Origin of the sequence: Senegalia massiliensis (assembly GCF_009911265.1) — a bacterium.
GTDB classification, from domain to species: domain Bacteria; phylum Bacillota; class Clostridia; order Tissierellales; family SIT17; genus Anaeromonas; species Anaeromonas massiliensis_A.
Window position 1 is genome coordinate 37,257 of record NZ_QXXA01000018.1, and the last position, 11,412, is coordinate 48,668.

At 29.1% G+C, this 11,412-nt stretch carries 11 protein-coding genes, 1 tRNA gene and 2 other annotated features; all 12 genes read left to right on the forward strand.

Features of this window, described 5'->3' with window-relative positions:
* Positions 1–66: 66 nt before the first annotated feature.
* A complete protein-coding gene (gene pckA / locus D3Z33_RS14525; RefSeq protein WP_160198511.1) occupies positions 67–1,617 on the forward strand; it encodes a phosphoenolpyruvate carboxykinase (ATP) in 1,551 nt (516 codons plus the stop codon).
* A 72-nt stretch (positions 1,618–1,689) separates the two neighbouring features.
* On the forward strand, positions 1,690–2,385 hold the full coding sequence (ispD, locus tag D3Z33_RS14530) for a 2-C-methyl-D-erythritol 4-phosphate cytidylyltransferase (protein WP_160198501.1): 696 nt from the start codon (positions 1,690–1,692) through the stop codon (positions 2,383–2,385).
* 15 nt (positions 2,386–2,400) lie between these two features.
* On the forward strand, positions 2,401–2,874 hold the full coding sequence (gene ispF, locus D3Z33_RS14535) for a 2-C-methyl-D-erythritol 2,4-cyclodiphosphate synthase (RefSeq protein ID WP_160198502.1): 474 nt from the start codon (positions 2,401–2,403) through the stop codon (positions 2,872–2,874).
* A 56-nt stretch (positions 2,875–2,930) separates the two neighbouring features.
* Positions 2,931–3,127, forward strand: a binding site (T-box leader).
* Positions 3,128–3,171: 44 nt separating this feature from the next.
* Positions 3,172–4,890, forward strand: coding sequence for a proline--tRNA ligase (locus D3Z33_RS14540; protein ID WP_160198503.1), 1,719 nt, complete (start codon positions 3,172–3,174; stop codon positions 4,888–4,890).
* An 84-nt stretch (positions 4,891–4,974) separates the two neighbouring features.
* Positions 4,975–6,462 carry a glutamate--tRNA ligase gene (gene gltX / locus D3Z33_RS14545; protein ID WP_160198504.1) on the forward strand — a complete coding sequence of 496 codons (1,488 nt, stop codon included), beginning with the start codon at positions 4,975–4,977 and terminating at the stop codon, positions 6,460–6,462.
* Positions 6,460–6,667: a binding site (T-box leader), on the forward strand. Its footprint overlaps the gene before it by 3 nt.
* Positions 6,626–7,363 carry a serine O-acetyltransferase gene (gene cysE / locus D3Z33_RS14550; RefSeq protein WP_160198505.1) on the forward strand — a complete coding sequence of 246 codons (738 nt, stop codon included), beginning with the start codon at positions 6,626–6,628 and terminating at the stop codon, positions 7,361–7,363. It overlaps the preceding feature by 42 nt.
* A gap of 2 nt (positions 7,364–7,365) precedes the next feature.
* Entirely contained in the window at positions 7,366–8,763 is a 1,398-nt protein-coding gene (gene cysS / locus D3Z33_RS14555) for a cysteine--tRNA ligase (protein ID WP_160198506.1), read from the forward strand.
* Complete coding sequence (locus D3Z33_RS14560) at positions 8,745–9,161, forward strand: Mini-ribonuclease 3 (protein WP_160198507.1); 417 nt, start codon at positions 8,745–8,747, stop codon at positions 9,159–9,161. The genes cysS and D3Z33_RS14560 overlap by 19 nt, the downstream gene beginning before the upstream one ends.
* A 17-nt stretch (positions 9,162–9,178) precedes the next feature.
* Positions 9,179–9,925, forward strand: coding sequence for a 23S rRNA (guanosine(2251)-2'-O)-methyltransferase RlmB (gene rlmB, locus D3Z33_RS14565; RefSeq protein WP_160198508.1), 747 nt, complete (start codon positions 9,179–9,181; stop codon positions 9,923–9,925).
* A 1-nt stretch (position 9,926) separates the two neighbouring features.
* Positions 9,927–10,451: an NYN domain-containing protein gene (locus D3Z33_RS14570; RefSeq protein WP_160198509.1), complete on the forward strand. Its 525-nt coding sequence runs from the start codon at positions 9,927–9,929 to the stop codon at positions 10,449–10,451.
* 90 nt (positions 10,452–10,541) lie between these two features.
* A complete protein-coding gene (gene sigH / locus D3Z33_RS14575) occupies positions 10,542–11,180 on the forward strand; it encodes an RNA polymerase sporulation sigma factor SigH (protein ID WP_160198512.1) in 639 nt (212 codons plus the stop codon).
* Positions 11,181–11,233: 53 nt separating this feature from the next.
* Positions 11,234–11,309: transfer RNA gene (locus tag D3Z33_RS14580), tRNA-Thr, on the forward strand.
* Positions 11,310–11,412 lie beyond the last annotated feature (103 nt).

An 11,412-nucleotide genomic window follows, 5' to 3' on the forward strand; every position in this document is an offset into this window, starting at 1 on the left:
CTATAATATATAACACAATAATAATTTTTAAAACAAATATCCAAGGGGGTAAATATTTTGTATAACATTAATGGCAATATAGAAAATATTTTAGAATCTAGAAATGTAAAATTTAATTTGAGTGAGGATGAATTAATAAATATAGCAATAGAAAAGGAAAATGCTATGTTAGCTTCTAACGGAGCTTTAAGTATAAATACTGGAAAATATACAGGGAGGTCTCCTCACGATAGATTCATTGTAAAAGAAGACTTAGTTAAAAATAATATAAATTGGAACTCTCAAAATAAAGCTATTTCAAAAGAAGATTTTGATAAGCTATCAAAAACAGTTATAGATTATATAGAAAATAAAGAATTATATGTATTTGAAGGTTTTGTAGGTTCTGATCAAAAATATAGAATGCCTCTAAGGGTTATAAATGAACTTTCAAGTCAAAATCTATTTGCCAAGCAAATGTTTATAGAAAATATGGACAAGGATAACGATTTCAAAAATGATTTTACTGTTATAGCTGTTCCAAATTTAAAAATAGAGCCTGAACACTATAATTTAAATTCTGAAGCCTTTATAGTTATTAGTTTCGAAAAAAGAGTGGTTTTAATTGGTGGAACAAAATATAGTGGAGAAATAAAAAAATCTATGTTTACTGTGATGAATTATTTATTACCATTTAAAAATGTACTTCCTATGCATTGTTCAGCAAATAGAGGACAAAATGGAGATGTTGCATTATTTTTTGGGTTGTCTGGAACAGGTAAAACAACATTGTCTGCAGATAATGATAGGAAACTAATTGGTGATGATGAACATGGCTTTACTGAAAATGGAGTATTTAATTTTGAAGGTGGTTGCTATGCAAAATGTATAGATTTATCAGAAGAAAAAGAACCTCAAATATATAACGCTATAAGAAAGGGCTCAATAATTGAGAATGTTGTGCTAGATGAAAATACAAAAGATCCAAATTACTCAGATAATAGATATACAGAAAATACTAGAGCTGCATTTCCTATAACTCATATTGAAGATGCTATACTTGATGGAAAAGGAGAAATACCAAAAAATATTATATTTTTAACAGCAGATGCTACAGGAGTATTGCCTCCAATTTCAAAACTTACTAAGGAACAAGCAATGTACCACTTTATGAGTGGTTACACAAGTAAACTTGCTGGAACTGAAAGAGGAATAAAGGAGCCTATGGCAACATTTTCGGCATGTTTTGGTGAACCTTTTATGCTTTTAGAGCCGCAAGTATATGCTAAACTTTTAGGAGAAAAAATTGAAAAATATAATTTAAATGTATTTTTAGTTAACACTGGATGGACTGGTGGAGAATATGGGGTAGGGAATAGAATAAACTTAAGATATACAAGAAATATGGTTAGAGCTGCATTAAATGGTGAATTGGAAAGTGTTGATTATATTAAGGATAATATATTTAATTTATCTATGCCGGTAAAATGTAATGGCGTGCCTGAAGAAATATTAAATCCTGTGAATACTTGGGATGATAAAGAAAGATACTATGAGAGAGCAAATGAATTAGCATATAACTTCAAAGAGAACTTTAAGAAATTTAATATAAGTGAAAAAATTATTATAGCTTCATAATTTTAAAAAAAGCTACCTTTTGAAGGTAGCTTTTTTCATGAATTTTTCTTATAATTAACTTGAGGTGAAAAAATGAGCTATAAAAGTAAAAAAATTTCAGTTATTATTGCTGCTGCAGGTATGGGAAAAAGAATGAATAGTAATATAAATAAACAATATATTTTATTAAATGACAAGCCTATACTTTTTTATACATTATATAAGTTTGAAAAAAATGAATTTGTAGATGATATAATAATTGTAGCGAAAGAAGATGAGATAAGTTATTGTAATAAAAATATAGTAAGTAAATATGGATTTAAAAAAGTAAAAGATATAGTTGCTGGGGGAAAAGAACGTAGAGACTCAGTATATAATGGTTTAAATGCAATAGATGTTGAAAGTGATATTGTACTTATTCATGATGGAGCTAGACCATTTGTTGATAATGAAATTATAAATTCGTCTATAAAAGAGGTTATAGTAAATAAAGCTACAGTTGTAGGTGTACCTGTAAAGGATACAATAAAGATTGTTAGTGATGATAATATAGTTGAAAGCACACCTAATAGAAGTCATTTGTGGAAAGTTCAAACACCCCAAAGTTTTTCTTATTCAGTTATAATGGATTGTTATAATAAAGGTATAGAAAATGATTTGAATGTAACAGATGATTCTATGTTAGTAGAGCATTTTGGATATTCTGTAAAAATGATAATGGGAAGTTATAAGAATATAAAAATTACTACTCCAGAAGATTTAGTAATGGGTAAAAATTTTTTAGAATAGATAGGAGATGTATAAATGAAAATCGGAATTGGTTATGATGTACACAAACTAGTAAGGAATAGAGACTTAATTGTTGGGGGAGTGAAAATAGAACATGAAAAGGGACTATTAGGACATTCGGATGCAGATGTATTAACTCATGCTATAATGGACAGTATATTAGGAGCATTATCTTTAGGAGATATTGGCAAGCAATTTCCAGATACTAGTCCAGAATTTAAGGATGCAAATAGTATAAATTTATTGAAAAAAGTTTATGAAAGTATGTATGACAAAGGTTACATAATAGGTAATATTGATGCAGTTATTGTAGCTCAAAGACCTAAAATGGCACCTTATATTATTGATATGAGAAAAGTGATATCAGATACACTGAATACTTCAATAGAAAATATAAATATAAAAGCTACTACCACAGAAGAACTTGGATTTGAAGGTAGAAAAGAAGGAATATCATCTCACTCTGTATGTTTACTTATAAAAAAATAAAATTTTATTGACAAGAAATTAATTTTTTAGTAATATATATAATAAAATTAAATAATTTAAAAGCATTGAAGGAAAATAGTAAGTATTTATGATTCAAAGAGAGAAAACTCTAGGCTGTAAAGTTTTCATTCCTCTAAATATTGAACCTGTTCCTGAGCTTAAGCAATATTTGCTTACGGTTTTATATCGTTATAGTCTAGAGTGGACTTTTTATAGTCAACTAGGGTGGTACCGCGGAATATCCGTCCCTTTTTAGGGGCGGTTTTTTATTTTGTTTTAAAATAGGAGGGTTTAAATATGAAAATGTCAAGGTTATATATGCCAACACTTAGAGAAGTGCCAGCAGATGCTGAAATACCAAGTCATAAATTATTATTAAGAGCAGGTATGATTAGAAAATTAGTATCAGGAGTATATTCTTATTTACCTTTAGGTTTTAGAGTAATAGAAAAAATAGAGAAAATTGTGAGAGAAGAGATGAACAAAGCAGGTTCTCAAGAGGTATTAATGTCTGCTATTCAACCTAAAGAATTATGGGAAGAATCAGGAAGATGGGCTGATTTTGGTCCAGAAATGTTTAGGCTTAAAGATAGAAATGAAAGGGAATTTTGTTTAGGACCAACACATGAAGAAATATTTACTGACCTAATAAGAAATGAATTAAAATCATATAAGCAATTGCCTTTAAATATTTATCAGGTACAAACTAAATATAGAGATGAAAAAAGACCACGCTTTGGTGTGATGCGCTCGAGAGAATTTATTATGAAAGATGCATATAGCTTTGATAAAGATGTAAGTGGAATGAATGAAAGTTATATGGATATGTGGAGAGCATATGAAAAGGCATTTACTAGATGTAATCTTAACTTTAGAGTTGTAGAAGGTGACTCTGGAGCTATGGGAGATGGCGATTCTCATGAATTTACTGCGATGAGTAGTGTAGGTGAAAGTGAGATAGCTTATTGTAAAGATTGTGACTATGCAGCTACAGATGAAAAGGCAAAAGTAGTATATAGTATAGATAACAAAGAAGAAAATCTAGAAATTGAAGAAATTCATACACCAGGTATCAAAACAATAGAAAATTTAGTGGAGTTTTTTGGTATAGATGCTTCTAATTTTGTAAAAACTCTTTTAGTTCGTATATCTGATGAGGTTATAGCAGTACTTATTCCTGGAGATAGAGAATTAAACCATACTAAACTTGTAAATCATTTTAAAGTTCCTGAACATGAATTAGAAATGTTAGATGAAGAAGGCGTAAAAAATGTTACTGGAGCTGAAGTAGGATTTGCAGGACCTATAGACTTAAAGCAAGATATTAAAATATTAATGGATTCTAGAGTTAAAAAGATGAAAAACTTTATAATAGGTGCAAACAAAACAGATTATCATATTAAAAATGTAAACATAGATGATATTTCAGCAGAAGAAGTTGAAGACTTGTTATTAGTTAAAGAAAATGATGAATGTCCTAAATGTGGTAGCGGGTTGTTAATAGAGAGAGGGATAGAAGTTGGTAACATATTCCAACTTGGCACAAAGTATAGCGATGGCTTAGATGCTACTTTTCTTGATGAGAATGGTAAATCAAGCAAGTTTTGGATGGGTTCCTATGGTATTGGTATAACGAGAACAATGGCTGCAATAATAGAACAATATCATGATGATAAAGGAATAATATGGCCATTGTCTGTAGCTCCTTACCATGTAATAATAACAGTGGTAAATGCTAAAAAAGATGACCAAATGGAACTTGGTGAAAAATTATATAATCAATTAATAGATAAAGGTATAGAAGTATTAATTGATGATAGAAAGGAAAGAGCTGGAGTTAAGTTTACAGATGCAGAACTTATAGGTATTCCAATAAGAATAACTGTAGGTAGAGATGCTAAAGAATCAGTTGTAGAATTTTCTGTAAGAGGAAAAGAAGATAAGATAAAAATAAATTCAAATGAAATATTTGAAAAAGTTCAAGAAGTCTTTAATGAGCAAGGACTTAAGTTGTAACTTGCTATTAAGGGGTATATATTATATAATAAATAACAATAATTAATGAAGTACGGTTTAAATTTAAACTTATGGAGGTATTTTATGAGTAATATTAGAGTAAGGTTTGCTCCAAGTCCTACAGGATTTGTTCACATAGGGAGTCTTAGAACGGCTCTATATAATTATTTATTTTCTAGAAACAATAATGGAAAATATATTTTAAGAATAGAAGATACAGATAGAACTAGATTTGTAGAAGGTGCTTTAGAAAACTTAATAGATTCTATGGAATGGGCAGGAATAACACATGATGAAGGTGTATTTGTAGAAAATGGTAAAATTGTAGAAAAAGGTGAGTATGGTCCATATACCCAATCTAAAAGATTAGATATATATAAGAAATATATAGATATATTAATAGAAAAAGGGTATGCATATTATTGTTTTTGTTCAAAAGAAAGATTAGATAAAGTGCGTGAAGAACAAAAAAGAGATGGTAAAATACCAAAATATGATGGATACTGTAGAAGTTTGGATAAAAGAGAAGCAGAAATTAGAATAGCAAATGGTGAAGATTATGTAGTAAGACTTAAATTGCCTGAAAATGAAAATATAATATTTGATGATTTAGTAAGAGGAAAAGTTACTATTAATACAAGTGATATGGATGATCAAGTTCTTATGAAGTCAGATGGATATCCAACATATCATTTTGCAGTAGTAGTGGATGATCATTTGATGAATATATCACATGTGGTTAGAGGTGAAGAATGGCTACCATCTACGCCTAAACATGTATTTATGTTCCAAGCTTTTGGATGGAAAGCCCCAACATATGTGCATTTGCCTACAGTTTTAAATAAAGATAAGAAAAAATTATCTAAAAGACAAGGTGATGTGTCTGTATCAGATTTCAAAGAAAAAGGATATCTTCCTGAAGCATTAGTTAACTATTTGGCTTTAGTTGGCTGGAGTCCAGAATCAAATGAAGAAATATTTTCAATTAATGAACTAGAAGAAGAATTTTCATTTGATAGAGTATCAAAAACTGGTGGAGTATTTGATATAGATAAATTAAATTGGATAAATGGTCAATATATAAGAGAAGAAAGTCTAGAAAGAATAACAGATTTATCAATACCTTTCTTAAAAGAGGTAGGATATATTGATGATAATGATGTGGAAAATAGATATGATTGGATAAAAACTCTAGTTTCTACTGTAAAAGAAGATCTTTCTTATCTTTCTGAAATAAAAGAAAAAGCAAATATATATTTTAATTATGAAATTGATTTAGAAGATGAAAAAGTATTAGAAACATTAAAAGGAGAACAAGTTCCATTACTTTTAAATGCTTTTAGAGAAGAATTAGAGCAAATAGATGAAATAGAGGAAGAGTTTTCAAAAACAATAATCAAAAAAATTCAAAAGAAAACTAAAGTTAAAGGTAAAAATTTGTTTATGCCAATAAGAGCTATGCTTACAGGGCAACTTCATGGACCTGAAATGGTAAATATAATTTTAGTTTTAGGGAAACAAAATATACTTACTCGCATAGAATATGTAGAAAATAATATTTTAAATAATTAAAAAGTAATGATAAGGAAAAGTAAATTTATACTACCTAACAGAGAATAATCCCTAGGCTGAAAGGATTAAGGGATGTATAGATTGAAAATGCACCTTTGAACTTTTTGTTTGAAAAAAGTAAAACAAAACGTTTGTTACGTTATAACTATTAGAGATAAGCTAAATGCTTAAATTAGAGTGGAACCACGGAAAAACCGTCTCTATACATTTGTATAGAGGCGGTTTTTTAATATTAAAATTAGTGTTAGAAAGTAGGAATATTATGTTTTCTAGAATAAGAGAAGATATAAATGCAATATATAAAAGAGATCCAGCAGCTAAAAATTTCATAGAAATATTATTATGTTATCCAGGATTACATGCTGTCATACTTCATAGAATATCTCACTATTTATATAATAAAAATATATATTTATTAGCTAGGATTATATCTCAAATATCAAGATTTTTTACAGGGATAGAAATTCATCCCGGTGCTAAAATAGGTAAGAGAGTATTTATAGATCATGGTATGGGAGTAGTAATAGGTGAAACTACTGAAATAGGTAATGATGTAGTTATATATCAAGGAGTAACTTTAGGTGGGACAGGAAAAGAGGAAGGTAAAAGACACCCAACTATTGGCAATAATGTAGTAATAAGTAGTGGAGCTAAGGTGCTAGGTCCTTTTAGGGTAAATGATTTTGCTAAAATTGGAGCTGGTGCAGTTGTATTAAAAGAAGTACCAGAATATGCAACAATAGTAGGGATACCTGGTGAAGTAGTTCTTAGAAAGAAAGTCACACCTATATCAGACTTAGATCTTGATCAAACAAAATTTCCTGATCCTATAGCAGATAAATTTAAGGAGATGGATAATAGAATAAAAGAATTAGAAAGAAAATTGATAAGGGAGGAATAAAAATGAAATTATATAATAGTTTAACTAGAAAAAAGGAAGAATTTGTACCTTTAAATAAGGATAAGGTGACAATATATGTATGTGGACCTACAGTATATAATTATATCCATATAGGTAATGCAAGGCCACTTATAGTTTTTGATGCATTAAGAAGGTTTCTTAAGACAAAAGGATATAAAGTGGACTACCTTGTGAATTTTACAGATATAGATGATAAAATGATTGAAAAAGCAAATGAAGAAGGAAAAACAGTAAAAGAAATTGCAGATAAGTTTATACAAGAATATACTATAGATGCTAACAATCTTCAAATATTAGAAGGTGAAACAATCCATCCTAGAGCTACAGAAAATATAGAGGAGATAATAGAATTTATAAAAGAATTAGAGCAAAAAGGTTTTGCTTATAATGTAAATGGAGACGTATATTTTGATATCAGTAAATGGCATAATTATGGGAAATTATCAAATAAAAACATAGAGGAATTGCAGTCAGGTGCTAGAATAGGTGTAAATACAGAAAAAAGAAATCCAGTAGATTTTGCTCTTTGGAAAAGTAAAAAAGAAGGAGAACCTTTTTGGAAAAGTCCATGGGGAGAAGGAAGACCAGGATGGCATATTGAATGTTCTGTAATGGCAAGAAAGTATTTAGGAGATACTATTGATATACATGCTGGAGGGCATGATTTAGAGTTTCCACATCATGAAAATGAAATAGCTCAATCAGAAAGTCTTACTGGAAAGCCATTTGCTAATTATTGGCTTCACAATGCAATGATAAATGTAGAAGATATAAAAATGAGCAAGTCTAAATTAAACTTTTTTACAGTAAGAGGTATAAGTAAGGAATATGATCTGGAAATAGTAAGGTATTTTATTTTATCTAGTCATTATAGAAGTCCAATAAATTTTAGTAGAGAAATACTAGAACAATCAAAGAATGGTCTCGATAGACTTTATAACGGAAAAAACAAATTGAAAGATCTTCTAGATACTGCTGATAAAGACAATATAAATATTGATAATAAAGTAAAAGGAAAAATAGATGAATTTAAAGTCGAATTTGAAAAGAGTATGGAAGATGATTTAAATACTTCTGATGCTTTATCAAAGATATTTGAACTTATCAAATATACCAATACAAATTTAAATAGTGATGTTTCTTATGGTACTTTAAAATATAGCTATGATGTTCTAATTCAATTAAGTGATATATTAGGATTATTATATAAAGAAAATGAAATTCTAGATGAAGAGATAACTTTATTAATTGAAAAAAGACTTGAAGCAAGAAAAAATAAAGATTATGATTTAGCAGATAAAATAAGAGATGATTTAAAAGAAAAGGGTATAATATTAGAAGATACAAAGAGAGGTACTAAATGGAAAAGAGAAATGTAAATAAGGTATATGAAAAGATATGGAGTGAGAGAGATGTTAATATGCTCTCTCCTCTACAACTTGCTTATATAGGTGATGCAGTATATGAGGTGTTTATTAGAAGATTTCTATTGGAGGATAAATTACTTTCTGTAAATGAACTTCATAAAAGAGCTATAGAGTTTGTAAAAGCAAAAGCACAATCTGACATAGTACATGAGTTAATGGATGTTTTAACAGAAGAAGAAATTAGAGTTGTTAAAAGAGGTAGAAATACTAAATCACAAAGTGTCCCTAAAAATGCCAACATATCAGATTATAGATATGCAACAGGCTTTGAAGCATTAGTAGGATATTTATATTTATTAGATAGACAAGATAGAATAAAAGAGTTATTTAATATGATAATAGAAAACTAATATGAGGAGTGAGAAATATGAATACAAATGATTATATAGAAGGAAGAAATCCAGTTATAGAAGCATTAAAATCTGGCCGAGAAATAGAAAAAATATTTATAGAAGATGGAAATAAGACTGGATCTATAAATGAGATTAAGAAATTAGCTAAATCCCGCGGGATTATAATTCAATATGTGCATAAAAATAAACTTAATCAAATTAGTAGTACAAATTCTCATCAAGGAGTCATAGCAATTTCTTCAAGCCATACTTATAAAAATATAGAAGATGTATTTGCACTTGCTAAAAGAAGAAGTGAAGATCCTTTTATAATTATATTAGATGAAATTAAAGATCCTCATAACTTGGGTTCCATAATGAGAACAGCAGAATGTGTAGGTGCTCATGGAATAATAATTCCTAAGAGGAGGTCTGTGGGTCTTACTTCTACAGTTGCAAAAACATCGGCAGGAGCAATAGAGTATATGCCAGTAGTAAAGGTATCTAATATAGCTAATACAATAGATGTATTAAAAGAAGAAGGTGTTTGGATATATGGAGCAGATATGGCTGGAAGTGCTGATTATTATAACACGAATTTGACAGGACCTATTGGAATAGTTATAGGTAGTGAAGGTAATGGAATTGGGAGGTTAGTAAAAGAAAAATGTGATGAGTTAGTAAAAATACCTATAAAAGGAAAAGTCTCATCTTTAAATGCCTCTGTTGCAGCTTCTATTATAATGTATGATGTAAATAGGCAAAGAGGATTGAAAAAATGAGATGGCTAAAAATAAAAAAGAGTATCTTTTTATAGATGCATATAACATAATAAATAGTTGGGCTAAACTTAAAGAATTAAGTCGCTTAAGTTTAGATACTGCAAGAAATGAACTTATAGAAATAATGTCAGAATACCAATCTTTTACAGGTATTAATGTAATAATAGTATTTGATGCTCATTTAGTAAAGGGAAGTAATACTAAAGAAGAAGATGTATATGGTCTTTCTGTTGTCTATACAAAGGAACATGAAACGGCAGATAGATATATAGAAAGAAAATTAGATCAAATGGGAAGAAATAAAATTGTTAGGGTTGCAACTTCTGACTGGACAGAACAACAAGTAGTGTTAGGTAGAGGTGGGACAAGGATATCTGCCAGAGAATTAGAAATTGAAGTAAATAGGGTAAAGATTTCTATAAAAAAGCAAAAGGAAAAAGAAGTTAAATATAAAAAGGATTCATTGGGTGAAAGGTTGAATAAAGAAATTTTAGAAAAATTCGAAAAAATACGAAGAAAAAGCTAAAATGCTTGACTGGCAAACTGTAACTAATATATAATAACCATATAAGTTTGATATTTCAGGGAATATCTGGAGGAGATATTAGTGGAATCCATGGCACAAAAGAAAATCAACAAATTATACACTGATATTTACCCATTAATGGGTGATGAGGAAATAGTTAAAAAAGCAAAAAAGGGGGATAATATAGCTTTAGAATATCTCATTAAAAAGTATAAATACTTTGTGCGGGCTAAAGCTAGAAGTTATTTTTTGATAGGAGCAGACAAAGAAGATATAATACAAGAAGGTATGATAGGATTGTATAAAGCTGTTAGAGATTATGATGCAGCTAAACTAGCTTCTTTTAGAGCGTTTGCTGAACTTTGTATTACAAGACAGATTATAACAGCAATTAAAACAGCGACCAGACAAAAGCATATGCCTTTAAATTCATATGTATCTTTGAACAAACCTTTATATGATGAGGAGTCAGATAGAACATTAATGGATATGATTTCAGGGGCAAAAGTTACAGATCCTGAAGAACTTATGATATCTAAAGAGGAACTATCTAGAATAGAAGAGAAAATAGGACAAACACTTAGTGGGTTAGAACTTGAAGTATTACTATCTTATTTGCAAGGTAAAAGTTATCAAGAGATAGCAATTAATTTAGAAAGACATGTAAAGTCTATTGACAATGCTCTACAAAGAGTAAAAAGGAAATTAGAAAAAGATTTACCTATTTAATCTATTGACATTCAAAATTTAACATAGTACAATTATTTACAGTAGTTTTAAATGCCCATGTAGCTCAGTAGGTAGAGTACTTGCATGGTAAGCAAGAGGTCACCGGTTCAATCCCGGTCGTGGGCTCCATTTTTTTGATACGTTATTATAAAAATTGAGGAGGATTAATAATGGGAAAAGCAAAATATGAAAGAACTAAACCACATGTTAACGTTGGAACAATAGGACACGT

Excerpts from the sequence above, each read along its gene's own strand:
- ispD (WP_160198501.1), top strand. The coding sequence starts at position 1,690 with ATGAGCTATAAAAGTAAAAAAATTTCAGTTATTATTGCTGCTGCAGGT.
- ispF (WP_160198502.1), top strand. The coding sequence starts at position 2,401 with ATGAAAATCGGAATTGGTTATGATGTACACAAACTAGTAAGGAATAGA.
- D3Z33_RS14540 (WP_160198503.1), top strand. The coding sequence starts at position 3,172 with ATGAAAATGTCAAGGTTATATATGCCAACACTTAGAGAAGTGCCAGCA.
- gltX (WP_160198504.1), top strand. The coding sequence starts at position 4,975 with ATGAGTAATATTAGAGTAAGGTTTGCTCCAAGTCCTACAGGATTTGTT.
- cysE (WP_160198505.1), top strand. The coding sequence starts at position 6,626 with ATGCTTAAATTAGAGTGGAACCACGGAAAAACCGTCTCTATACATTTG.
- cysS (WP_160198506.1), top strand. The coding sequence starts at position 7,366 with ATGAAATTATATAATAGTTTAACTAGAAAAAAGGAAGAATTTGTACCT.
- D3Z33_RS14560 (WP_160198507.1), top strand. The coding sequence starts at position 8,745 with ATGGAAAAGAGAAATGTAAATAAGGTATATGAAAAGATATGGAGTGAG.
- rlmB (WP_160198508.1), top strand. The coding sequence starts at position 9,179 with ATGAATACAAATGATTATATAGAAGGAAGAAATCCAGTTATAGAAGCA.
- D3Z33_RS14570 (WP_160198509.1), top strand. The coding sequence starts at position 9,927 with ATGGCTAAAAATAAAAAAGAGTATCTTTTTATAGATGCATATAACATA.
- sigH (WP_160198512.1), top strand. The coding sequence starts at position 10,542 with ATGGCACAAAAGAAAATCAACAAATTATACACTGATATTTACCCATTA.